This is a genomic window from Sediminivirga luteola (assembly GCF_014639315.1).
GTDB classification, from domain to species: Bacteria; Actinomycetota; Actinomycetes; order Actinomycetales; family Brevibacteriaceae; genus Sediminivirga; species Sediminivirga luteola.
In genome coordinates this window covers 59,519-83,843 of sequence record NZ_BMFY01000005.1, presented here as the reverse complement: position 1 = coordinate 83,843, position 24,325 = coordinate 59,519, and the positions used below count along the sequence as shown (strand labels likewise).

The 24,325-nt window shown below is 72.0% G+C and carries 18 protein-coding genes and 1 pseudogene; 4 read left to right on the top strand and 15 right to left on the bottom strand.

Going from position 1 to position 24,325, the window contains the following annotated elements; genetic code table 11:
* Positions 1 to 42: 42 nt before the first annotated feature.
* The 7 genes from IEW13_RS07040 to IEW13_RS07010 form a co-directional block, all read right to left on the bottom strand.
* Complete coding sequence (locus tag IEW13_RS07040; RefSeq protein WP_188550243.1) at positions 43 to 2,613, bottom strand: FtsX-like permease family protein; 2,571 nt, start codon at positions 2,611 to 2,613, stop codon at positions 43 to 45.
* Positions 2,610 to 3,368, bottom strand: a complete 759-nt coding sequence (locus tag IEW13_RS07035; protein WP_188550242.1) for an ABC transporter ATP-binding protein — start codon at positions 3,366 to 3,368, stop codon at positions 2,610 to 2,612. The genes IEW13_RS07040 and IEW13_RS07035 overlap by 4 nt, the downstream gene beginning before the upstream one ends.
* A 257-nt stretch (positions 3,369 to 3,625) precedes the next feature.
* Entirely contained in the window at positions 3,626 to 4,309 is a 684-nt protein-coding gene (locus IEW13_RS07030; protein WP_188550241.1) for a response regulator, read from the bottom strand.
* The gene (locus IEW13_RS07025) at positions 4,306 to 5,658 is read right to left on the bottom strand and encodes a sensor histidine kinase (RefSeq protein ID WP_188550240.1); all 1,353 of its coding nucleotides are present in this window, start codon (positions 5,656 to 5,658) and stop codon (positions 4,306 to 4,308) included. The genes IEW13_RS07030 and IEW13_RS07025 overlap by 4 nt, the downstream gene beginning before the upstream one ends.
* A gap of 104 nt (positions 5,659 to 5,762) precedes the next feature.
* A complete protein-coding gene (locus IEW13_RS07020; protein ID WP_188550239.1) occupies positions 5,763 to 7,460 on the bottom strand; it encodes an AMP-binding protein in 1,698 nt (565 codons plus the stop codon).
* Positions 7,461 to 7,562: 102 nt separating this feature from the next.
* Positions 7,563 to 8,381, bottom strand: a complete 819-nt coding sequence (locus IEW13_RS07015) for a LuxR C-terminal-related transcriptional regulator (RefSeq protein WP_188550238.1) — start codon at positions 8,379 to 8,381, stop codon at positions 7,563 to 7,565.
* A gap of 133 nt (positions 8,382 to 8,514) precedes the next feature.
* A complete protein-coding gene (locus IEW13_RS07010) occupies positions 8,515 to 9,195 on the bottom strand; it encodes a peptidylprolyl isomerase (RefSeq protein ID WP_188550237.1) in 681 nt (226 codons plus the stop codon).
* Between the two features lie 224 nt (positions 9,196 to 9,419).
* Here IEW13_RS07010 and IEW13_RS07005 point away from each other — a divergent pair, with 224 nt between their 5' ends.
* Positions 9,420 to 10,244 (top strand): GmrSD restriction endonuclease domain-containing protein, encoded by an 825-nt coding sequence (locus IEW13_RS07005; protein ID WP_188550236.1) that lies wholly within the window; start codon positions 9,420 to 9,422, stop codon positions 10,242 to 10,244.
* A 140-nt stretch (positions 10,245 to 10,384) separates the two neighbouring features.
* Here IEW13_RS07005 and IEW13_RS07000 read toward each other — a convergent pair whose 3' ends face one another.
* The 3 genes from IEW13_RS07000 to IEW13_RS06990 form a co-directional block, all read right to left on the bottom strand.
* A complete protein-coding gene (locus IEW13_RS07000) occupies positions 10,385 to 11,473 on the bottom strand; it encodes a hypothetical protein (RefSeq protein ID WP_188550235.1) in 1,089 nt (362 codons plus the stop codon).
* Positions 11,474 to 11,588: 115 nt separating this feature from the next.
* Entirely contained in the window at positions 11,589 to 13,265 is a 1,677-nt protein-coding gene (locus tag IEW13_RS06995) for a hypothetical protein (protein WP_188550234.1), read from the bottom strand.
* A gap of 169 nt (positions 13,266 to 13,434) precedes the next feature.
* Entirely contained in the window at positions 13,435 to 14,787 is a 1,353-nt protein-coding gene (locus IEW13_RS06990) for an aspartate aminotransferase family protein (RefSeq protein WP_229744983.1), read from the bottom strand.
* A 401-nt stretch (positions 14,788 to 15,188) separates the two neighbouring features.
* Here IEW13_RS06990 and IEW13_RS06985 point away from each other — a divergent pair, with 401 nt between their 5' ends.
* A complete protein-coding gene (locus IEW13_RS06985) occupies positions 15,189 to 16,322 on the top strand; it encodes a phosphotransferase (RefSeq protein ID WP_188550233.1) in 1,134 nt (377 codons plus the stop codon).
* A gap of 37 nt (positions 16,323 to 16,359) precedes the next feature.
* On the top strand, positions 16,360 to 16,932 hold the full coding sequence (gene def / locus IEW13_RS06980) for a peptide deformylase (RefSeq protein WP_188550232.1): 573 nt from the start codon (positions 16,360 to 16,362) through the stop codon (positions 16,930 to 16,932).
* Positions 16,933 to 17,012: 80 nt separating this feature from the next.
* On the opposite strand, the gene IEW13_RS06975 is transcribed toward def, so the two are convergent.
* The 4 genes from IEW13_RS06975 to IEW13_RS06960 form a co-directional block, all read right to left on the bottom strand.
* Positions 17,013 to 17,432, bottom strand: coding sequence for a type II toxin-antitoxin system VapC family toxin (locus tag IEW13_RS06975; RefSeq protein ID WP_188550231.1), 420 nt, complete (start codon positions 17,430 to 17,432; stop codon positions 17,013 to 17,015).
* The gene (locus tag IEW13_RS06970; protein ID WP_188550371.1) at positions 17,429 to 17,662 is read right to left on the bottom strand and encodes a FitA-like ribbon-helix-helix domain-containing protein; all 234 of its coding nucleotides are present in this window, start codon (positions 17,660 to 17,662) and stop codon (positions 17,429 to 17,431) included. The genes IEW13_RS06975 and IEW13_RS06970 overlap by 4 nt, the downstream gene beginning before the upstream one ends.
* Before the next feature lie 199 nt (positions 17,663 to 17,861).
* Entirely contained in the window at positions 17,862 to 19,814 is a 1,953-nt protein-coding gene (locus tag IEW13_RS06965; protein ID WP_188550230.1) for an SIP domain-containing protein, read from the bottom strand.
* Positions 19,814 to 20,827, bottom strand: coding sequence for an ABC transporter substrate-binding protein (locus IEW13_RS06960; protein ID WP_229744982.1), 1,014 nt, complete (start codon positions 20,825 to 20,827; stop codon positions 19,814 to 19,816). The genes IEW13_RS06965 and IEW13_RS06960 overlap by 1 nt, the downstream gene beginning before the upstream one ends.
* A 305-nt stretch (positions 20,828 to 21,132) precedes the next feature.
* On the opposite strand from IEW13_RS06960, the gene IEW13_RS06955 reads away from it, so the two are divergent.
* A complete protein-coding gene (locus IEW13_RS06955; RefSeq protein WP_188550228.1) occupies positions 21,133 to 21,888 on the top strand; it encodes an AraC family transcriptional regulator in 756 nt (251 codons plus the stop codon).
* A gap of 120 nt (positions 21,889 to 22,008) precedes the next feature.
* On the opposite strand, the pseudogene glgB reads toward IEW13_RS06955, so the two are convergent.
* Positions 22,009 to 24,315: pseudogene (glgB, locus tag IEW13_RS06950) on the bottom strand (1,4-alpha-glucan branching protein GlgB); the annotation flags it as partial.
* Positions 24,316 to 24,325: the final 10 nt, after the last annotated feature.

The window sequence follows — 24,325 nt, the reverse complement described above, 5'->3', positions numbered from 1 at the left end:
TCTCTGCCTGGCGTGCCGGCAGCGCAGCTCGCCACGGGTGCCTCAGTCCACGCTGAGGCCCGCTGCCGGTGAGGTCCGCGACAGCGCCCGCGCCGGCAGCAGTGAGGCCAGCGCCGCGGCACCGAGAGCCGCCACGCCGATCATCGCCACCCGGTCCCAGGGCACGGCCAGCACGACCGGCACCGCCTCGGCCTGGAAGACGGAGGAGATACCCGCCCAGCCGAACAATGCCCCGGCGGCCAGCCCCAGGACCAGAGCCACCACCGCCATCAGAACCGCCTCCAGGGTGATGAGACCTCCCACGCCGCCCCGGCTCATGCCCACGGCCCGCAGCAGCGCCGCCTCGCGGCGGCGCTCGAACACCGACAGGGACAGCGTGTTGCCGATGCCGATCACCGCGACGACGACCGCTGCGCCCAGCAGTGCCAGGACCACCAGCAGCACCGTGTCGATGAGGGGCGCATAGCTCGCCCGCAGCAGCGTCGCCTCCGCGACGACAACCTCGGTGTGCTCACCCAGCTGCGCCGTCAGCCGGCCGAGCTCGCCGCTGCCGGCGTCATCGGGCACCCGCACCCACAACTGGCCTGCGTCCTCGCTGAAGGAAAGACCTGCCGCATCGGCGGGGTTCAGCACGATGGTCCCCGCCGGGAGCCAGCCGGCTGGTTCGACGTCCAGGACGCGACCGGCCAGTTCCACCTCGTCCCCCTCCTGCAGGGTGGCCGGTGCCACCAGCGCGGTCCCCGGGTCCGGCAGCGCCGTCGTGCGGCGCATCACCTGCGCCGTCTCCGCCGCTCCTGGCTCCGGTGCCAGCACCGTGACCGGGACCTGCGTCTCACCGGAACGGGCCTCCTCCGCCGCGCCGGGCAGCAGGACCTCCGCCGTGACCAGGCCGCTGCCGTCCAGGACACGGCTCACGTCCCCGGCATCCGCGCCGGCGAATCCGACGGCCATGTCCAGTGGCAACCGTTGCGCGAGCTCCCGCTCCAGGGACGCCTGGGCGCTGGCGGCGCCGATGGTCATCGTGCTCACCAGGGTCACCCCGATCAGCAGCGCCGAGGTGGTGGCGGTCGTCCGGCCCGGCACCTGACGGGCGTTCTGCGCCACCAGCCGCGGCAGCGCACCCCGCCGGGAGAACCTCCCGGGTCCGGCCAGCAGCAGGCCCAGGGCGCGCACCATCGGCGGGATGAAGAGCCGCCCCAGCACCAGGACGCCCAGGAACCCGGCGATGGCGCCTCCGGCGGCGGGAAGCATCTCATGACGCATGCCGCCGAGGACCGTCGCGGCGAACCCGCCCGCCGTCAGCAGCACGCCGGCGCTCAGCCGCAGCCACGACACCCGCCGGCGCGCCGGCTCGACGTCCGCCGGCCGCAGCGCCGCCATCGGCGTGACCGTGGTGGCCCGGTGCGCCGGCAGCAGGCAGGCGGCGACGGTCATCAGGACGCCCACCGCCGGTCCCGCCACGAAGGCCGCGAACGTCGGGGCGACCGGTTCGAGCTCGAACTGCCAGAAGCGGCCCGCCGCCAGCCCGAGCCCGAGCGCGGCGAGATATCCGAGCAGGGCACCGGCGATGGAGCCGAGCGCTCCCAGCACGAGCCCTTCCAGGAGCATCGCGGAGCGCAGCTGACGGCGGGCGGCTCCGATCGCGCGCAGCAGCGCGAGCGTGCGGGTCCGGGAGGCGACCAGCACCTGGAAGGTGTTCGCGATCACGAGCGCCGCGACGAACAGCGCCACCGCACCGAAGGCCGCCAGCACGCCGGCCAGCACATTTGCCTGGCCGGTGAGGTCCTGCATCCGGGCCTCGACGATCTGCTCGCCGGTCTGGACGCGCAGCTGCTCGCCGATCCCGGTGCCCTGGACGCCCATGGCGGCGATCTCCTGGCCGGTGGCCGCCGCGAGCACAGCGGCGACGTCCTGCTGTACGGCCGTCTGCGCCGCCGGATCGCCGTGCGCCTCGCCGTCCAGGACGATGCGGATGGACTCCGGCCAGGCCTCGACCGGCAGCCGGTCCATGCCCGCCGGGGTGAGATAGGCGCGGGCATAGGGGGATGAGCCCTCGACGATGCCGGAAACGATGTAGCGGGCCGGACCGGGATCGTCCTGCTGCGTCTCCGGCGCCACGGGCTGCCCGGTCACCGCGGGATCGGCCGCCTCGACGACGATCTCGTCGCCGGGGCCGATGCCGTAGACCCGGGCGGTGTCCTCCGTCAGGACCGCCTCGCCGGCGGCGTGCGGAAGAGCGCCGGAGACCAGCGGCGACGTGCTGTGCCCGGGGTGCTCGCTCAGTCTGAGCATCGCCGGCTGGCCGCCCAGCTCACCCTCCGCGTAGGCGTTGCGGAGGGCCTGGGCAGAGGCGACGCCCGGCTGGTCCTGAAGCCGCTGCGCGAGGGCCTCATCGGGCACCGGATCCCCGGCGGGATCGGCACCGTCCTGCAGCGAGACGACGAGATCGGCCCCGGCCGTCTCGGCCTGCGCCTGGACGCGCATGGTGCGGGAGAAGGAATCGACCATCAGCAGGGCAGCCACCACGAAGGCGACCGCCACCGCCACCGCCGCTCCGGCGGCGAAGAGCCGCCGGCCCCCGGAACGCAGGTTCGCCGTGGCGATGGGGTTCACCGGGTCACCTCCAGCATGGCCGCCGCCAGCCGGCCGGCGTCCGGCGCCTGCAGGTCACCGGCCAGCGCGCCATCGGCCAGGAGGACCGCGCGGTCGGCCAGCGAGGCCGCCTGCACATCGTGGGTGACCATGATGACGGTCTGATCGTATTCGTCGACGGCGGCGCGCAGCAGTCCCAGCACCTCGGCTCCGGTCGCCTGGTCCAGGTTCCCGGTGGGCTCATCGGCGAAGATGACGTCCGGGCGGGAGACGAGCGCGCGAGCCACGGCGACGCGCTGCTGCTGACCTCCCGAAAGCTCGAAGGGCCGGTGACCCAGCCGGGCCGACAGGCCCAGGCGCCCGGTGATCTCGCGGAACAGGCCGCGGTCGGCGCGGGCCCCGCCGAGCCGGCCGGGCAGCAGGATGTTCTCCTCGGCCGTCATCGAGGGCACCAGGTTGTAGGCCTGGAAGATGAAGCCGATGTGGTCGCGTCGGATCCGGGTGAGCTGCTTCTCCGGCAGGCCGGTGATTTCCCGGCGGCCGATGAACGCCTGCCCGGCGTCGGGGGCGTCCAGGCCGGCCAGGACGTGCATCAGGGTGGACTTCCCCGAGCCGGACGGCCCCATCACGGCCGTGAACCGGCCCGCGTCGAAGTCGATGGACAGGCCGCGCAGCGGGCGTACGGCGGCATCGCCGTCGCCGTAGCTCTTCTCCAGCGCGACGGCGCGCACGGCCGGGGCCGTGAGCGCGCGGCTCCCTGTGGTCGTCGTGGTCATCTGGCGCCTCCTTGAGGGCGTGCATCCGGGTGCGAACCCGTCACACGCTAGGGGGCGGGCGCGCGCCGGCACATCGGCCTGCGGGCGCATCCGGACGGCCGGGCGTCATCCTCCAGGAGTAGGGGCGCAGGTCTTGGCCTGTTGGCTCCGGGGTTGTGCGCAAATTCCGCGTTTCCTCACCCGGAAATAATGCAGCAGGCCGGAATCAAGCGGGTCGCCCCAGCAGCCGCCCGCGGGGCATGCGGCGGGGCGGGAGATCAGGAGGAGCCGCCTACGAGGCCGGCCTCGTAGGCGAAGACGACGGCCTGCACCCGGTCGCGCAGGTCGAGCTTGGCGAGGATGCGGCCCACATGGGTCTTCACCGTGGCCTCGGACAAGTACATCCTGGCGGCGATCTCCGCGTTCGAGTCGCCCGTGGCGACTTCCAGCAGGATCTCCCGTTCCCGCTCGGTGAGGGTGGCCAGGCGCGCCTGATGCGCCGGATCGCTGCGCCGCTCCGGAGCGGCCAGCAGGGTGGCGTCGAGCAGGCGGCGGGTGGTGCTCGGCGCGATCACCGCACCGCCCCTGGTGACGGTCCTGATGGAGTCGAGCAGCACTTCCGGCTGGACGTCCTTGAGCAGGAATCCTGCGGCGCCGGCGCGCAGCGCCTCGACCGCGTACTCATCGGTGTCGAACGTGGTCAGCACGATGATCTTGGTGTCCGGGACGCGGCCGGAGTCGGCCAGGGCGGTGATCTCCCGGGTGGCGGCCAGCCCGTCCAGCTCCGGCATCCGCACGTCCATCAGCACCACATCGGGCCGGTGGGCGCGCACCGCCTCGACCGCCTCCCTGCCGTTCCCGGCCTGAGCGGCGACCCGCATATCCGGCTGCGAGCCGATCACCATCGCGAATCCGGCGCGCAGCAGCGCCTGATCGTCGACCAGCAGCACCGATACCGTCATGGATCCTCCTCTTTCATCCCGCCGGGCAGCGGGAAGCGTGCGAGCACCTGGAAGCCCCTGGCGTCGGCGTAGGTCTCCACGACCCCACCGTAGAGCGCCGCGCGCTCCCGCATGCCCAGCAGCCCGGAACCCTGGCCGTCGCCGGCGGCGGCCGAGCCGAGGCCGTCATCGCGGACGCAGACCACGAGCTCTGGCGCCGGCCAGCGCCTCGCCTGGACGCTCACCGTCGCGGACGCCTCCGGCCCGGCGTGTTTCATCACGTTCGTGAGGGCCTCCTGCACGATCCGGTACATCGCCAGGCCAGCGCCCTCCGGCAGAGGCGGCAGCACGGCCGGGTCCCCCTCCAGCACGACCGGCAGCCCGGTGGCGCGGACGTCGGCGATCAGCCGGGGAAGGTCGCTCAGGCCCGGCGCGGGACGCATCTGCAGTGCCTCGCCCTCTTCGCGCAGCACGCCGAGCATGCGCCGCATCTGCGCCAGCGCCTCGCGTCCGGTCTCCGCGATCGTGCCGAAGGCGCCCTCAGCGGCGTGAACAGCGCCGGCAGACGCGACGTGCCCGGCGGCCTGAGCCGTGCCGGTGGGCGTTTCGCGCGTTCCGGAGCCCGAGGCGGAATTGAGGACGTAGCGGCCGCCGTCGGCCTGCGCGATCATCACGGACATCGAATGGGAGATGACATCGTGCATCTCACGCGCGATGCGCATCCGTTCGGCGTCGGCGGCCAGCCGGGCTTCCTGCTCCCGCTCGCGCTCCAGCAGCCGGTTCCGTTCCGAGATCGCCTGGATTTCCCGCCGTTTCCGGCCGGACATGGCGCCCAGGAGCCAGCAGGCGACCACGACCGAGGCGGCGAATCCCACCACCATCACGACGACGATGACGAACTCCCACCGGAACGGGACGGCCGGTCCCAGATAGAGCACCTGGACGGCGAAGAAGGCACCGAGCAGCAGAGCGCCGGCCAGTGCCAGCAGCAGGTAGCCGAGCGAGACGCGGCGGGAGCCGTACTTGGCGGTGGCGTACACGGCCGCCGGCACGGTCACGCAGGTCGAGGCCGGCCCGGTGAGCAGCAGCACCTGGAGCGCGGCGCCGGTGGCGATCAGCCCGGCGCTGACGGCGGGCCGGGTGCGGCGCAATGCCAGCGGCAGCGTGGTCAGCAGTTCCAGCGCCAAGAGCAGCGCCGGCGGGCTCGGCCGCCCCCAGACCGTCTGGTCCGCCTGGCCCGCCCCGAAGCTGAGCACGCCGATCAGCGCTAACGGCACCGCCCAGACGAGCGTGTCCATGATCCAGGGACGACGGTCCAGGTACCGCGGCAGCCGCATGTACCAGGGAACCTCGGACACCGACGTGGACATGCACCCCACTGTAATGAGCCGCCCCACGGCGGCGCGTCATCCTCCAGGATGAGCCGGCAGGTTCCGACGACCCGCGCGGCGCAGGTTCCGGCGGCCAGGTCCGGTCAGACGAAATCGTCGAGCCGGTACTCCCCCGGCGGCCGGTGATCGGCCGCCTCGTCCTCGCGCTGCCGCAGCTCCACCCGCCGGATCTTCCCGGAGATGGTCTTGGGCAGCTCAGCGAACTCCAGCCGGCGGATGCGCAGGTACGGCGGCAGGTTCTCCCGGGCGAAGAGCAGGATGTCCCGGGCGGTGCCGGCATCGGCGTCATGCCCGGCCACCAGCGAGACGTATGCCTTGGGCACCGCCAGCCGCACCGGGTCCGGGGCGGGGACGACGGCGGCCTCGGCGACGGCGGGATGCTCGATCAGCACCGATTCCAGTTCGAACGGGGACACCTTGTAGTCCGAGGCCTTGAACACGTCGTCGGTGCGGCCGATGTAGGTGATGGCGCCGTCCGCGTCCCGGCGGGCGACATCGCCGGTATGGAAGACGCCCTCCTCCATCGTCTCGGCGGTGCGCTCGGGATCGCCGCGATAGCCGGTCATCACGCTCCGTGCGCCCGCCTCCAGGTCCAGGCAGATCTCGCCTTCGCCCTCACCTTCGATCCGCTTGCCCGTAAGCGGGTCGACCAGCAGCACCGGCATCCCGGGAAGGGGCCGTCCCATCGACCCCGGCAGCACGGGCTGCCCGGGCGTGTTCCCGATGGCGGCGCTCATCTCGGTCTGCCCGAATCCGTCGCGGATCGTCAGGCCCCAGGCCTTCTCCACCTGGGCGATGACCTCCGGGTTGAGCGGCTCCCCTGCGCTGATGGCCTCGCGCAGCTCACCGGATCCCTCGCTCAAGTCGGTGTTGATCAGCATCCGCCACACGGTGGGCGGAGCGCACAGGCTGGTGACCCGCTCGCGCCGCAGGGTCTGCAGCAGCATGGCGGGGTCGAAGCGGCTGTAGCCCAGGACCAGCACCGTGGCGCCGGCCAGGAACGGCGCGAAGAAATTGGACCAGGCGTGCTTGGCCCAGCCGGGGCTGGAGATGTTCAGGTGGACGTCACCGGGCTGCAATCCGAGCCAGTACATGGTGCTCAGATGCCCGACCGGGTAACTGTAATGCGTGTGCTCGACCAGTTTGGGCCGGCTCGTGGTCCCGGAGGTGAAGTAGAACAGGAGCGGATCGCCGGTGGCGTTGCCGGGGTGCTCCACCGGTTCCGGCAGCTGCCCGCGCGACCCGGCGTAGTCGTGCCAGCCGTGCGGCAGCGGCTGGTCTGCGGCCAGTCCGATCCGCAGGTACTCACCGGGGACCTCGTCGAACTTGGCAGCGTCGGCGGCCCCGGCGATGACCGCCTTGGCCTCCGCGCGAGCCAGGCGGTCGCGCAGTTCGGCGGGACCGGCCGCGGTCGTGGTGGGCACCAGGACCGCACCGAGCTTGATCACCGCGAGCATGGACTCCCACAGCTCGACCTGATTGCCGAGCATGATCACGACGCTGTCGCCGCGGCCGACGCCCAGATCAGCCAGGAACCGGGCGACCTGGTCGGAGCGGCGGGCCAGGTCGTCGAAGCTGTAGGCCTCGCGGGAGCCCTCGGCGCCCATCACCACCAGCCCGGGCGCGTCGTTCCCCCTGGCCATCGGGTCGAACCAGTCATGCGCGAAGTTGAAGTTCGGTCCCACGTCCGGCCAGTCGAAGCCCTCGACGGCTGCCGCGTAGTCGGTGCGCAGCGACAGGAGCCGGTCCCGTGCCGCGCGGAGATTCTGAGTGCTCGTCATTCCACTTCCTCGTGTCGCTCGCTGGTGACTTCGAGTCTCCCTGTCCGCTCCACCCGGCTGCACCCCCGCATGGGGATCGTCCGGCTGCTGCATGGCGTCCGCTCAGGGGAGGATGCCCTGCCGTCGGGCCTCCACCACGGCTTCGTGCCGGGAATGCACGCCCAGCCGGGCGATGATGTCCCGCATATAGGACTTGACCGTCTGCTGCGCCAGGCCGAGACGCTCCCCGACGTAGCGGTAGCTCAACCCCTCCGCGACGAGGGCCAGGATGTCCCGTTCCCGGGGGCTGAGCGCGGTCTGCTCGTGCCGCTGAGCCGGGCGGGCGCCGCCCGTGACGTCTTCCGCCAGGGCCGCGAGCTTCCGGCGCAGTGCGGGATCCTTCGCCTCGCCCTTCAGGACGCGAAGCTCCGCGTGGATACGGCGGATCCGCTCGCGCAGGGCCGCCGACTCCGCCACCCGGGCGGCCAGCCGCCGTTCGATCTCCGCCTCGGTCGCCAGATCCGCCGACAGCCTGCGCGCCATACCCCAGGTGAGGCTGCGCAGCCGGTCGCCGCAGGCGCCTGCCTCCCGGCTGCCGGCATAGAGCACGCCGCGGACCTGGCCGCCCTGGAGCACGGGGACCGCCACGATGGCACGCAGGCCCTCACGGCCGACGGGCTCGTCATAGTGGTGGGTGATGCTGGTGGCCGCGCTGTACTCGTCCACCTCCGCGGGACGGCGCTCGCGCCAGACCTTGCCGCCCAGGCCCGCACCGCGGGCGACGTTCAGATCACGCAGGGCGGAGGTGCGCGCGCCGGAGAAGTAGCGCAGCTCTAGGCCGCCGGCGCGCACCGGGCCGCCGAACACCATCGGCGCTCCCGCCTGGGCCTTGAGGCCCGTCACGGTGCGTTCCCAGATCTGATCCAGATGGGGTGTGGTCACGTCCCGAACTCCCTTGTACAGGCATCTTTGTCCAAGGATATGCGCCAGAGCCCGCGGGCTGCGCCACACCGGCCCGGCGCATCACCGGGGCCGGCATCTGCGTGGCACAGAGGTGCTGATGCCACGGCGCCGCTCAGCCGATCGAGACGCCCTCGATCACGACGCCGCCGCTGGGACGGCCGTCGGCGCCGCCGTCCTCGGTGCCGGCTTCGGCGATGGTGCGGAGCACCTGGAGCCCGGCCTCGTCGATCTGCCCGAACACCGTGTAGTCCGGCGGCAGGGGCGCGTCCTCGTAGACAAGGAAGAACTGGGAGCCGTTCGTGTCCGGGCCGGCGTTCGCCATGGCGAGAGTGCCTGCGTCGTAGATCTCCTGGCCGGTGAGCTCGTCCGCGAAGCGGTAGCCCGGCCCGCCGGTTCCGGTGGCGGAGGGGTCGCCGCACTGCAGGACGAAAATGCCCTCGGTGGTGAGGCGGTGGCACTCGGTGTCGTCGAAATAGCCGCTGCCGGCCAGATGGGCGAAGGAGCCGACGGTGCAGGGCGCGCCATCGGCGTCCAGCGTCAGGCCGATCTCTCCGCGGTCGGTGGCGATGACCGCGTCCACGGCGCCGGCGACCTCAGGCTCTTCCGGAGGCATCTCCACCTCGCGGACGCCACCGGGCGCCTCCTCGTAGCCGCAGCCGCCGGGTTCCTGAGCGGCGTCCTGCTGCGCTGGCGCCGAGGCTGCGGGTTCGGGGGTCTCATCGCCGCCGCCGGCGCACCCGGTCAGGGCCAGGAGGAGCGCGGCGGACAGCACGGGAAGAGTGGCTCGCGTCATGTCCGCAAGTCTACGGGGCTGTTCCCGTTCCCATCCCTTCCCGTCGCGACTTCGTTCCCGCGGCCACGGTTTTCGCGGTTTCCCGGCACCGGGACGCCGGGAAGCTGCGGTACGGCTCCCCGGTCGCTACACTTGGCGTGGCGCCCGTCCGGGCGGCTTCAAGCCGCCCGCTGCCGTATCCGGGTGCCTCGATACCACCCGGCCGCGATCCAGGAAAGCGCGTCATGCCCCGAACAGCTCGCACCGTCATGGCGCTCTCCGGCGTCTCGGCGCTGCTGGTGCTGCTCTCGGGCTGCACGGCCAGCGCGATTCCCGCGACGCCGGGGTACCTGGACCCGGCCGAACCCGAGCAGGCGGCCGAAGCCGATCCGGTGCCGGTGCCCGCCGGAGCGGATCCCGAGGATCCCGCCGCGGAGACGGACGACTCCGGCTATCTGGTCCCGGGCTCGCCGTATTCCGGCGAGCGGGCGCTGGACGTGCTGGACTCCCTTCCGGTGCTGCCGGCGGAAGACGACGCCGGCTACGAGCCGGCGGCTTTCGGCGAGGACGAGGCCGGCGGTCCCGGCTGCGGCACACGGCACCGGATCCTGCTGCGCGATCTGACCGACCCGCGCACGGACGAGGCCGACCGCTGCCGGGTGACCGGTGGCGACCTCTACGACCCCTATACCGGCGAGGTCATCGGCTACGCGGACGACCCCGATGAACCGGCGCCCATCGCCATCGACCGAATCGTCTCGCTGCGGCAGGCCTGGATGACCGGAGCGCAGGAACTCCGCCCGGAACAGCGTGAAGCACTGGCCCGGGATCCGCTGAACCTGCAGGCCACCTCCCGCGCCGCCTACCGCGAGAAGGCAGGCAAGGACGCGCAGGCCTGGCTGCCGCTGTGGCAGAGCTATCACTGCACCTATGCGGCGCGGCAGATCAGCGTCAAACAGCATCACCGCCTATGGGTGACCGCCGGGGAGAAGAGCACCCTGTCCGAGGTGCTCGCCGCCTGCCCCGGCCAGCGGGCGTTCGCGCCGACCGCCGCCGACACCCACAACTGACCGCGCACCGTCCCGACTCGCAGCCCCGGGATGCGGTCGCGTCCCGCCGGGACCGCATCTCGCCGGGTGCCTGACTCGCAGCCCCGGGCTAGTCGTGCAGTTCCCGTCACCCGATGGACCAATCTGTCAGGTCGGTATGGCTAGCTCTGCCGGCCGCCGAACACGCCGCCGCGGACCAGCCAGAGGATGAGTCCCGCGCAGATCACGGCCACGCCCCCCAGGAGCAGCCACAGCCAGGTGTGCGCGCCGAGCCCGCCCGTGGCCTGCGCCTCCGGAGCGCCTTCAGCCTCCGGGCTCGTCGTCCCGGGCTCTCCCGGCCCCGCCGAGGCGGCGCCGCCCGGCGCATAGGGGCTGGTGGGTACCGGATCGGAGTAGTCACGCTCCGGCGGAAGCTGGCGGGGGAAGTCCCAGGTGGGCGGGCCCGCGGGCGGGCGCACCAGATTCTCGTCGGGGGCGCCGGTCTCACCCTCGCCCGGGCCCGTCGGCTCGGACGGCTCAGGTGGCGTCTGCGTGGGCACGCCGCCCGGGGAGGTCTCGGTGGGCACTGGCTCGGGACTCGGTTCCGGGTCCGTGGTGGCCGTCGGGTCCGGCGGATCCGTCGGGTCCGGCGATGGCGTGGTCGGCCCGGTGGGAACGGTCGTCGGCGGGGGGCCGGTCGGCTCCGTCTGCTCGGTCGGCCCAGTGGGCTCAGTCGGCTCCACGGTCGGGAAGGTCGGCTCAGTCGGCTCCGTCGGTTCCGTCGGTTCAGCCGGTTCCGTCGGTTCTGCCGGCTCGGTGGGCGTTTCCGTCGGTTCCCCGCCGGGCGTTTCGCTCGTCTCTTCGGACGGGTCCGCCGTGGGCTCCGGTTCGCCCTCCGTGACCGAGGGGCTCGGCTCGGGCGGAGTGCCCGGCGTCAGTTCCTCGTCCTGTTCGGGCTCGTCCGCGCCCTCATCGGGCGACGACGGTGCGGGCGCCAGCTCGTCCTGGTCCGGCGCGGAGGGGTCCGCGGGCGCCACCGCGTCATCGCCGCCGGGCACGCCGCCCTCGTCTGCGGATTCCGGCGGGGCCGGCTCGGCGGCGATGCCGTCGTCCGGGGAAGCCTCCTGCGCGCTGTCGCTGTATGCCGGCTGCTGGCTCAGGAATCCCTCGTCCTGCCCGTAGGCTCGCCCGGCCAGGGCAAGGACCGCAGCCAGCACAAGCGCGAGCATCGTCGCGCCCGAGCTGCTCAGTGCTCTGGCGTAGTGGTGCATGGTTCCCAATCGGCGGCGGTCCGGACGCTAGTGCCAACTATAGGTGGACGTACGGGGCTGGACTGGTATTCGGCTGGTGCCGGAAGCGTCACGTCCGTCACCTGCCGGCCCGTCCTCATGGTTCGAGCGGGTGGGCCTCGACCAGGGTGGGTGTGCTGCGCACGATCGCCGTGCCCTCCAGCGCAGCCAGGACCTGGACGTCCGTGCGGTAGGCGGTGGTGCCCTGCACCAGGACCCGGCCCTCCGGCGATTCGGCGGGGGCGAATTGCCCGACCGGGAGCTGGAAGTCCAGCTGCTGCGCGGAGCCGTCGAGCACCAGCAGCCCCGAGCGCATGCTGTACAGATAGGGCCCGATGTACGCCAGCTCGTATCCCTGCCCGCGCACCCAGTCCGCCTCGCCGATGCTGTCGGTCGTGGTGGAGGTGGTGGACAGGATGCTGCCGTCGCTGATCGAGTGGGTGACCAGCTCGACCCGGTGCCCGCTGCTGACAGTGGCGCCCTCCTCGCCCCAGATCGTGATGACGAGGCCGTGCCCGGCGGAGACCCAGCGGATCAGATGCATCTCCTCGGAGGGCCGCTCCAGGTCCACGGAGGCGATCTCCCTGCCGGAGTAGTCGGTGATGACGAGCGGACCCTCGAACCGGGCCGAGACCAGCCTGCTGCCCTCCAGGGCCATCGGGGTGAGGTCTTCGTCCGGTGCCGCGATGTCCACCAGCCCGCTCAGGCCGAACGCGTACAGATCCTCGCCGTCCCGGACCAGGACGGAACTGCCGGCCGATGACAGCCGCGCTCCGGCGGGCAGCGTGTACGCGACCGGCTCGGTGCTGCCCTCCGGCAGGGCGTAGGCACGGTCGCCGATGCGCCACAGCAGGGCATGCCGGCCCTGGACCGTGGTCTCCACCACGTAGTCCACGCTGCCGTCGAGATCCGTCTCGAACCGCTCGGCGCCGGTGGCGATATCGTGCACCCGCAGGCTGTCCTCCTCCACCACCAGGAGCCCCTGGGCGGTGGCGGTGGTCAGCGCCTGCCCGTCCACCGGCACGGTCCACTGCACATCGTCGGCGTATCCGGGCACGGCTGTGGGGCTGTCCTGGTAGGAGAGCTGGTTCTGCGCCGAGGCCTGGCCGGAGCCACTCACGCTCACCAGGGAGTCCTCCGCCAGCCCGCCGGGAAGCAGCAGCGAGGCGCCGGCCACCGCGACGATGGTGGCGCTGATGGCGGCCAGCAGGATCAGCAGTCTCTTGCCGCGGCGCGGCTGTCCGTCCTGCTGCCCCTGGCGCTGCGCCTCGCGCTGTGCTTCCTTCCGCGCTTCCTTCTGCGCCCGGCGGGAGACCGGCACGCCGCGGGCAGGACCGGAGTAGGGGCCACCGACGACCGGGCCCCGCTGGGACTGATCCTCCGCCCCGGCGTCCCCGCCATCGGGGGAGTCTCCGGACTGCGGGTCCTCCCCGGTCCGTGCCGGGGCGGCGGGCGGTGCCAGGACGCCGGTGCCGCGCTCGGGGTTCCCGGCCGCGTTCTCGCCCGTGCTGCCGGCGCTGCCGGCGCTGGCCGCGGGCGGGCGCTCGCTGATGCTGCGCAGCTGCCCGCCGGGCTTGAGGACGATGTGCTGGGGCTGGCGGCCGGTCTGGGCGAGGATCGCCTCGACCTCCACGCCCTCGGCCTGGGCCAGGGCGCGCATGGCCTGGATGCCGTCGGCGACCGTCGCAGCGAGGCGCGTCTGCCCGTCGTGCTCATACGACAGAGAGCCGTCGTCCTTGACGACGGCGTGCAGGATGAGCCGGTGGTCTGCCAACACTGTCCTTGAGGAGACGGGAGAACTTGCGTACCCGAGTCTAGGAAGCCCGCGGGCGGATGTCGTCAGGATGGAGGCGATAACGCAGGAATTGATCCGAATCGTAACGTTGGGCCGTTCACGGCGGGCGGTTTTCGTGGCGCATACCGCCGATGCCGCCTCGCCGCCTTCAGCGGCGGGTCGCCCGCAACGCCTCCGCGACGCCCTCGGCGAGCCGCTCGGCCTGTGATTCGCCGAGCACGAGCGGTGGCCGGATCTTCAGGACGTTGCCGTGCGCGCCGGAGGCGCTGATCAGGATCCGGTTCTCCCGCAGGTGGTTCACCGCCCGCGCCGCCCGGCCGGCATCGGGAGCGCCCCCGCTCCGGCTCGCCGCCGTCACCAGCTCCACGGCGAGGAACAGGCCGGCGCCGCGCACCTGGGCGACCCCGTCATCGGCGGCCGTCTGCCGCTGCAGCTCGTCGCGCAGCCAGCCGCCCAGACGGTCCGCATGGGCCGGGAGCGCGCGGTCCTCCAATTCGTCCAGCACGGCCGTGGCCGCGGCGATGCTGACCGGATTGCCGCCGAAGGTGTTGAAGTAGCGCACCTGACGGCCGAAGGGCTCGAACAGATCCGGGCCGCCGATGACCGCGGAGATCGGCAGTCCATTGCCCATCGGCTTGCCCAGCACCGCCAGATCGGGGCGCAGCCCGTAAGCCTCGAAGCCCCACCAGTCGCCGGTGCGGCCGAATCCCGGCTGGACCTCATCGGCGATGTAGAGGCCGCCGTGGGCACGGATGGTCTCCGCCGCGCGGCTCAGGTGCGCCGACGGGGCCGGCCGGAGTCCGTCGCTGGACATGATGGAGTCCACCACCAGGGCCGCGGGCTCGTGGCCGCGGCTGCGCAACTGCTCGATGGCGTCCTCGATCCGGTCGGCGAAAGCGTCCTGCGCGTCGGCCGGGTCGTCCTTCAGGGCGTCCGGCGCGTCGATGAGGGCGACGTTCCCGGGCACCGGGTTGTTCGGGCCGAGGCTGGGTGAGATCTCCGCGGCGGCGCGAGTGGTGCCGTGGTAGGCGTGACGCGTGACCAGGATGCCGCTGCGCCCGGTGGCGTGCGCGGCGATGCGCAGGGCGAGGTCGATCGCTTCGCTCCCGGTGCAGGCGAAGATCGCCTGGTCCAGGCCAGCCGGGAAGAGCGCGGTGAGCCGCTCGGCGTAGGAGACGACCTCCTCGGTGAGGTACCGGGTGTGAGTGTTGAGGCGGCCCAGCTGGGCGTCGACGGCGGCCCGCACCCGCGGATTGGAGTGGCCCACGACCGGGACGTTGTTGTAGGCGTCCAGGTACTCGGTGCCATCGGCGCCGTAGAGCACGGTTCCCTCGCCGCGCACCAGATGGACGGGGCGCTGGTAGAACAGACGGTACGGGGCGCCGAGCACGCGCTCGCGGCGTTCCAGCAGCGCCGTTTCCTCCGGGCCGAGGTCTGCGCCGCTTCCGGGCACGTAGCTGTTGACCATGTGCATGGTGTGCTGGGGCGACGGCTGGGACATCGGCGGGTTCCTCGCATCGGCGGTCGGCTGCACTATGCAGCCTAGCCGGGGACGGCGCCAGGCCGGGGTTCAGGGGCTCGGGTGCCGGGGCTCAGGTGCCGGGCTGGGCGCGGGATGAACCCTGGGCGCGCGGCGAGCCGGGCGCGTGCTGCATCGCCGGGCAGGCTCAGGCACGTCAGGCGAACGTAAGCGCCTGGTAGCGTCCTGGAGAACACAAGGACCAGCGCTTGGGGCGGGGCACGGTGTTCAGAACGCTGGCGCCTCGGAGCGCGCCCTGGAGCATGCCACCGTCGGGCCCCGGCGGACAGAAGATGACCGAAAGACGGAACGGACGCCCCCTCGGCGGAGCGTACGGGTCGGCTGAGCGTACGGGTCGGCTGAGCGGACGAAAAGGAGTGGCAGTGATACTCCACGAACCCGGGAGGCCGCGCGCCGCTCTGGAGGCATCCCCGGACGCCTCGGGCCCGGAACCGCTGACGCTCGACGAGGCCGAGGTGCGCCGCATCCTGGGCCAGGAGTACGGCATCGCCGCAGGCACCGCTGACTCCGCCGGTTCCGCTGACTCCGCCAGTTCCGCGATCCGGCTGCGTTACCTGGACGGCGAGCTGAGCACCGTGTGCCGGGTGGAGACGGGGCGGGCGCCGCTGGTGTTCAAGGCCGTGGCGGCTTCGGCGGTCTCGCCTGAGTCGTTCATCTGGCAGGGGGAGGTGCAGGCGGCCCTGGCCGAGCGGGGACTGCCGGTCGCGGCGATGCTGCCCACCCGGTCCTCCGGTTCGCTGACCGCCCGCTGCCGCGCCGGGGCGCACGGGGGCCAGGAGATCCTGGTCCAGGTGTCCTCGTGGCTGGAGGGGGCACCGCTGTCCGAGGGTCTGCCGGACGAGAGGCTGCTCGCTGAGCTGGGGCGGACGGCGGCGCGGATGCGGCTGGCGCTCGACGAAGTGCCCCCGGCCCCGGTCCGGGTGAGCCACACCTGGGAGCTGAGCCGGTCTCGCCGTTCCATCGAGGAGGCGCTGCCGGGCATCGGCGATCCCGCGGTCGCCGCGCTCGTGCGGGAGGCCGCCGCCCGCTTCGCCGCCGAGGTGGAGCCCGTCCTGCCCGTGCTGCCGCGCGCCGTGGTCCATCACGATCTGCACGATTCGAATGTCCTCGTCGCCCCCGGCATCACCGCCGAGGGCGCTTCCGGCCGGGAGCCGCGGGTGACGGGAGTGCTGGACTTCGGCGATATGGTCGAGGGCCTGCGCATCGCCGATCTGGTGGTGCCAGCGGCGTACGCGTCCCGCCACTACGAGGATCCGGCACATGCGCTGCGGGTCGTGACCCGTGCCTGGACCGGGCTGGCGCCGCTGACGGAAGCGGAGCGCCGCGTGCTGCTCCCGGCCGCCACCGCGCGGATCGGCGTCAACGCCGCTGTCTGGGCCGCTCGCGCCGACGGGCCGCGCGCCGGTTATGCCCGGGACCGCTCAGCGCGTTCCCGCGGCGCGCTGGAACGCCTGCTGGCGGTGGACCCGGACGCGTTCCTCGCCTCGTTGCCCTGAGGCACCGGGCCCGCGGAGTTCATTAGACTTGGAGCCCATGAGCATCCGACCCATCGTCGTCTACGGCGAACCCGTCCTGCACCGGCGCGCGCAGACCGTGGAGACCTTCGACGATGATCTGCGCAGCCTGATCGCCGATATGCGCGAGACCCTCGCCGCGTCCAACGGCGTGGGACTGGCCGCGCCGCAGATCGGGGTCGGCCTGCGGATCTTCCTCTACGACGCCCCGGACGACGAGGGCGTCCAGCGCAGCGGCACCGTCGTGAATCCGACGCTGGTGACCTCCAAGGTCCCGGGGACCCGCCCGGATCCGGATGAGGACGCCGAGGGGTGCCTGTCCGTGCCGGGGCTGAACTATCCCATCGCGCGGGCGGACTGGGCCAAGGTGACGGGCGTCGACGAGTTCGGTCAACCGGTCGAGTTCGAGGCGCGCGGCTGGTTCGCCCGGGTCATGCAGCACGAGTACGATCACCTGCTGGGCAAGCTGTACGTGGACCGCCTGGACGACCGCTGGGCGCGCAAGTGGAAGAAGGCCCAGAAGACCCTCGGCTGGAACGAGCCGGGGCATTCCTGGCTGCCGGGCACCGACCCGGACCCCTTCGGCCACTGAGCCCTGCGGGGTATTCACGTCGGCGGGGACGGCTGGCCGGTCTGGTCCGGGCTCTGCCGATGTCCGCCGCTCCTGCGAGTTCAGTCTCGCCAGGGGTCGATGATTTCCACGCCCGTCCCGGCGAAATCCCTGCTGTTCCGGGTGGCGCATGCCGCATTGTGCGCTCGGCAGATCGCGGCGATCTGCGCACCCGCAGTGCTGATGGGCGCACCTGCCGCCTCGCGCAGTGCAAGCACTTCCGCGTACTGCTCCGAGGCCGTGTGATCGAAGGGAAGAATAGACCTCGCGTCGCGGTACGGCTCCAGCGCAGCATTGAGCTGGGACCGCAAGCTGGATTTTCGGTGGCCGTCTGGAAGCCGGCGCACTCCGGCGAGCAGCTCAGCGAGTGTGACCGCTGTGATGGCAACCTCACCGGTCAGAGATTCCAGCCAGGCCACGACCTTGGGCTCGGGCCGGGAACTGAATATCTCCGAGATGACGCTGGTGTCGAGGACGATCATCCGAAGTCCACGGCCCGTGCGGTGTCCGAACGGTCCGGGACAGGAAGCTCGTCAATGCCGCCGGTTTCTTGAGCCGCATGCATCAGCGCGATCCCGATGTGAGGCTGGTGGGCGGCCCGGGTCAGGATCTCCCGGACCTCGGCTTCCATGGATCGGCCGTGTTCCTTCGCACGGGCAGCTAGTCGCCGCTTCACGGATTCATCGAGCCCACGCACAACGATTGACGCCATGATCACTCGCCCCCCTCAACTGCTATCACATATGATAGCAGCGCACTGTGAGTTCAAGACCATCTCTCGATGAGGCGACGGCGGGGAACCCAGACCGAGGCTCGTGAAGCAGGACGTGACAAGTCGTTTGCCACATCCGCGGCATAGGTGAAGAAAACACCGATTCTCTTACACGTCCCATGACGATGGACGCCGCCGCCTACGTCCGCTTCAACGTCAGAGCGGAGACGCCCCAGGCGAGCGGTTCGACCCGCTGAACCGTCCAGCCGACGGACTCGGCGATGCCGGTCAGCGTCCCGGCGTCCCGCACCCCCGTGCCTGTGGCCGCGAGCGCATGGAGGTCCGCCGTGCCTTCGGCCGGGCCCAGGCTGTCCGGCTCGGTGCGCTCGTAGAGCACCGCGGTATCACCCGGAACGGACCGCAGCACCGCCGCCAGCTCCGCGTCGGTGCGCATAACGCCCTCCAGTGCCAGGACGGCCGGTATCCCTGCGGGGACATCCCGCCAGTCTCCCGTCCACGTGATCTCCGTCCCCTCACCGGCCTGCTGGGCGAGTATCTCGGCCAGGGCACCTGACGCGACGACGACGGCGGGCCACCCGGACGGCAGCACCGCCAGGAGCCCGGCCGTGCCGGGTCCGCTCATCGCCAGCACAGCCTGGCAGGCCAGCGCCGTGTCACCCGCCGAGGCGGGAGCAGGCACCACCTCACGCCGCGAGTCGCCGTCCGAGTCAGTTCCAGGCGCCATCGCGTCAACCCGGTCCGCCCTGTCAGCACGAGCGCCGCCCGTCACCACGCCCCGCACGTGCCGCGCCGCCACATGGGCCAGTACCTCGCCGCCCTCCGCGAGTTCGGCGGCAAGACCGGCATCGGCGGCAGCCTGCGCGGCCAGCGTGCGGCCGCTCCTGCGCTGCCAGGGCGAAGGTGCTTCCGGCACGGAGCCCGCGTCCACCAGCGCCGCGAGCAGCTCGCCCTGGTAGCCGTCGAAACGCTCGCGGACGTGCTCGTCCGCGACGATCTCCTCACCGTACTCGGCAAGCCGCAGCGATTCGCCAGCACCATCGACCACCCCGAGCCGGCGGAGTGCCGGCAGCAGCGCACGCACGGTGCCCGGATCCGCGCCGGCCCGGTCGGCCGCCTCCGCCGGCCGGAGTCCCGGCGAATCGGCGAGCACATCGAGCAGGCCGCTGCGCACGGCTGCGCGCACCGCCAGCCAGGGCAGCGGCGAGGGTACCCTCTCCGGCTCCGTGGCGGACGCGGCCGGGCCGGCTGCCGCCTCAGCAGGTCCCGCAGGCCCACCCGGCGTGGCGGCCTCCTCCGGAGCCTCGGCGCCCGCAAGCGTCCGCGCGTGCCAGTACCCCACGATGTCACTGCGGTCCTTGCCGAGGCCGAGCTCACGTTTGGCCAGGCGCCGGACCGGGATGAGCTGGCGCGCCTCAGCGGCCGCCCAGAGGTATCCCGCCCCTTCTCGCGGCGCCTCACGTCGGACGGCTTCCGCCAGCACCGCGCGGTCCCCGGGTGCAGCGCTCAGCCAGACCACGCGGTCATCCGGACCCAGCGCGAACTCCTGCCGCGCCGCCGGGTCGGAGACCGACGCCACGACGACGGCCCGGGCCCGGCTCGGCCGCTCCTCGAAGAACCGGCCGAGCGCCGGCAGGGCGGTCTCGTCCCCGGCCAGCAGGATCCAGTCCAGGTCCTGCGGCAGCAGGGTGCTCTGCTTGGGCCCCACGAACCACAGCGGCGTACCCGGTTCCGCGTTGCGGGCCCACCGTTCTGCCGGGCCGTCCCCGTGCAGCACGAAATCCAGGTCGAATGTCCCGTCCGACCACCGCCGGGGTGTGTAGTCCCGGGTGATGCGGGCGTCATCGGCGTGCCAGACGATCCCGTGCGGCGTCTGCTCCGGGAGCACCTCGGCGGCTCGCCTCGGATCCCCGGAGGCGTGCAGGATGAGCTTGATGTGGTCGTCGAACCCGGGCGTCTGCCAGCGCGGATGGGCGATGCCGTGCCGGGTGAGCGCCGCCAGTTCCTCCCCGTCCAGGGTCACCCGCAGCATGCGGGGCGTCACCGGCGCCGTGCTCACCACCGTCGCCTGGCGCACGACGAGGGGAAGCGTGAACGTCCTGGCAGCGCGCGGCGCGGTCGTCCTGTCCGCCATCAGGCGAAGGTGTCCTCGACGATGTCCAGCAGAGCCATGGTCTCGTCGTAGTCCCCGCGCAGGGTCCAGTAGGGCAGGTCATAGGCGTGCCCGTTCCGGAACGCCTCCAGCGAGGCGTAGACCGGGTCGGCGGAGAGCTCCTCGACGCTGGCGAAATCGCCGTTGAACCCCTGCACGAACACCGTCGGGTAGTCGGCCATCTCCCCCACGGTCTCCCTGGACAGCTCGAACATATCGCCGCCGCCCCCGTAGACCTCGACGTCGTTCTCCTCGAAGATCGGGGCAGGCGTGATGCCGACCGCCTCCAAGACGGTGGGCTGCCCGACGCTCTCCACCAGCGCGTACGGGGTCTCGTCGCTCGTGATGGCCAGGAACACCGCCGGCAGGGGCGGCAGGGTGATCGCTTCCCGGACCTCGTCGATCCGCTCCTCGTACCGGTCCACCGCCGCCTGGTACGTCTCAGGCTTGCCGAAGACGTCCTCCGCCAGGAAGGAGAACTGCCCGTGCCAGTCGTGGTGCTCACCGGCGACCAGCACCGTCGGGGCGATCTCCGAGAGGTCGTCGTAGGCCTGCTGCGCATGCATGAGCGGGAAGCCGATGCCGCCGCCGACGATCAGGTCCGGCTCCGCCGCGAGGATCGCCTCCAGATCGAATCCGTCGCTGCTCCACGCCATGAACTCCGTGCCCTGCGCGCGGGCGTCATCGGCCCAGAACTCCGAGAACTCGCCCTCGGCCTGATCTGCGACCTCCGGCGTCATCGCGACGACCGGGACGTCGAGGTCGTACAGGTAGCCGGCGAGCGCGTAGTTCAGCAGGACGACCCGCTGGGGATCGGCCGGCACCGCCACCTCGCCTTCCGCGGTGCTCACCGTGCGCGTCCCGGCCGCCGATGCGTCCCCGGCTCCCGCCCGCGCGGATTCGGCGGATCCGCCCGCGCCGGAACCGCCCGCCTGGCCGCAGCCGGAGAGCAGGAGCGCTGTGGCCGCGAGGGCGGCGAGGAGCTGTCTGGTCACGTGAATCGTCATCCTCCTGGCAGTGAGAGCGGCACGCGGAGCGCCCGCCACTCGGCCCGGCAGCGGCTATCGCAGGACCGGGGCTTTCGCATCTCTTAAGGCGAGGCTAATCTTCCAAGAGGCATCCCGGCGCGGACGGAACGGACAGGGACCGTGCCCAGTGCGACAGGTTTTCGGCACTACCGGGCGAACATGGCCGCCCCGGCGGCGGGAAAGCCGAGCAAGACCGCCCGACGGACGGGCGACGACGCAGATGAGACGAACGAACAGCCGGGCCCGTCCCGGAGCACACGGGAGGGCCGAGAATGGCACACCACTCCCTGGCCGCCGTGGTCCAGGAGAACGCCGAGCGGTTCCTGGGCCATGCCGAGCACTCCCACGACGTTCCCCACCTCATTCACGTGGTCAGCGGCGCGGCGGTCGTCACGGCAGCGGGCCGGGAGTTCCCGCTGCGCGAACGGGAGAGCCTCTGGCTCGATCTCGCGGTGCCGCACGCCATGCGCGTCGAGGAAGAAGGCACTGCGGTCTTCGGGCCGATGCTGGTGCCCGCGTGCCGGCCCTGTACCGCAGTCGTACCGCTCGGCCGGCGTGAGACGATCACCGCCGTGGTCAACTCGGTCCTGGTGGCCGGGCCGCGCACCGAAGAGCAACTGGCGGCCTGCCGCCTGGAGCTCAGCCGCGCCGTGCGCCGCTCCCAGGGCGTCCGCTTCCCCGTGCCCGTACCCACGAGTCCCGCCGCCCGGGGCATCGCCGAGGCATGCGTGGACTCCCCGCTGCCACTCGGCGCCCTGGCGGCAGGCCAGTACATCAGCGCCCGCCAAGCGCAGCGGCTGTTCCGGGAGGAGACTGGCCTCTCCTTCGTCTCCTGGCGCACCCGCGCCCGTCTGAACGAGGCGGTCCCCCAGCTGCTCGCGGGCGTTCCGGCCGCCCAAGTGGCGCGGCAGATCGGCTATACGACGACGGCCGGGCTATGGCGGGCTCTGGCCCGGGAGCTCGGGGTGCCGGTGGAGCGGGTGCGTTCCGGGTCGCTGGACGTCCTCGCCACGACGCCGGATCCCTAGCCCCTGCCGCTGAGCAGAATTCCCACGGCTGTTTCGAAAACCCACATCCAAAATCCCCCGCTGACACCCCCGCTGATCAGCCGTGGGAATTCGAAACAGCGGGGGTTTTCCGGCCAGCCGTCAGCTGACCGCCGTCAGCCGCGAGCCGTCGGCTGCCAACTCACTACGACGGCTCGGCCGCCGGGCGTTTCGCTCCCCGGGGACGAGCGGCTCCAGCAGCAAGGCGCCGAAGGCGGGCAGTGTGAGGCGCGCGTGGGCGGGGAACCCGTTGAAGCCGCCGTCGACGGCGTGCACCCGGCCGAGGTTCCCCGCTCCGGCACCGCCGTAGATCTCGGCATCGGTGTTGACGCGTTCGGCCCAGCTGCCTGTGGCCGGCATCGGGATCGCATGGCCCTCCCGGGTGATCCCCGAGAAGTTCACCACGCACACCAGCGGGCGTCCGCCTAGGTCCCAGCGGACAAAGGAGATCACGTTCGCTTCCGCATCGGCGCCCTCCAGCCACTGGAAGCCCAGCGGATCCGCATCGCGTTCGTACAGCGCCGGGCACCGGGTGTAGAGCGCGTTGAGGTCACGCACCAGCCGCTGCACCCCGGAGTGCCGCGGATCGTCCGTGAGCCACCAGTCCAGGCCGTGCTGCTCGGACCACTCGGCCTCCTGCCCGAACTCCGTGCCCATGAAGATCAGCTGCTTGCCCGGATGCGCCCACTGGTAGGCCAGGAAGCCCCTCAGCCCGGCCAGCTGCTGCCAGCGGTCGCCCGGGAGCTTGCGCAGCAGGGAGCCCTTGCCGTGCACCACCTCGTCGTGGCTGATGGGCAGCAGATAGCGCTCGGAGAACGCGTACACCAGGGAGAACGTCAGATCGTGGTGGTGATGCGCGCGGTGGATGGGATCCCGGGAGACGTATCTGAGGGAGTCGTTCATCCAGCCCATGTTCCACTTCAGCGTGAATCCGAGCCCGCCGTGCTCACCCGGCGCCGTGACGCCCGGGAACGCGGTGGACTCCTCCGCGATCATCGCGGTGCCCGGATGCCGGGCGGCGACGAGGCCGTTGACGTGCCGCAGGAAGTCGATCGCCTCCAGGTTCTCCCGGCCGCCGTGCTCATTGGGCAGCCACTGCCCGTCCTCGCGGGAGTAGTCCAGGTAGAGCATGGAGGCCACGGCGTCCACCCGCAGCCCGTCGATGTGGAACTCCTCGAGCCAGTACAGCGCGTTGGAGGTGAGGAAGTTACGCACCTCGCGGCGGCCGTAGTCGAAGATCAGCGTGCCCCAGTCCGGGTGCTCGCCGCGCCTGGGGTCGGGGTGCTCGTACAGGGGCTGCCCGTCGAACCGGGCCAGCGCCCACTCGTCCTTGGGGAAATGCGCCGGCACCCAGTCCAGGAGGACGCCGATGCCTGCCGCGTGGAGGGCGTCGACCAGCGCCTTGAAGTCGTCGGGGTGGCCGAAGCGGCTGGTGGGGGCGTAGTAGGACGTCACCTGATACCCCCAGGAACCGCCGAAGGGGTGCTCGGCGACCGGCAGGAACTCCACATGGGTGAAGCCCAGTCCGGTCACATAGGCGGCCAGTTCATCGGCGAGTTCGCGGTATCCCAGGCCCGGCCGCCAGGAGCCCAGGTGCACCTCGTAGACGGACATCGGCCCGTGGGCGGGATCGTGCTGCGCGCGCTGCCGCAGCCAGGCTTCGTCCCGGAACTCGTACTGCGAGGCGGTGACGATGCTCCCGGTGCGCGGGGGCACCTCGGTCCGGCGGGCCATCGGATCGGCCTTCTGCAGCCAGGCGCCCTCAGCGGGGAGGATCTCGAACTTGTAGACGGCGCCGTCGCCGACGCCGGGGACGAACAGCTCCCAGACGCCGGAGGATCCGAGGCTGCGCATCGCCGTCTCCCGGCCGTCCCAGGCGTTGAAATCGCCGATCACGCGCACGGCCCGGGCATTGGGCGCCCAGACCGAGAAGGCTGTGCCCTCCGCGCCGCCGTGAACCATCGGACGGGCGCCCAGTGCCTCCCAGAGCCGTTCCAGGGAGCCTTCGCCGAACAGGTGCAGATCGTGCTCACTGACCGTGGGCAGGTGCCGGTAGGCGTCGTCGTCGAGCCGGACGGAGCCGTCCGGGTAGGCGGCGCGGATCCGGTAAGGCGGCACGACCGCGGTGGCCGGCGGCATCCCAGCGGCCTCCACCGCCGGGAGCGTCACAGTCCAGATGCCGTCCTGCTCGTGCCGCAAGGGCACGGCCCTGCCCTCGCCGCCGTCGCCGTCGCCGTCGCCGATGACGATCTCCACGGCCTGGGCCAGGTGCCGGAGCACGCGGATGGTGACGGAGCCGTCGGCGGCGGGATGGGCGCCGAGCACATCATGCGGCGCCCAGTGCGTTCCCGCGGCCACGGTGCTCAGCAGCCCGCTGTCCACCCTGCCGGCCGGTTCCGGTCCATCCGTGGCGTGCTCG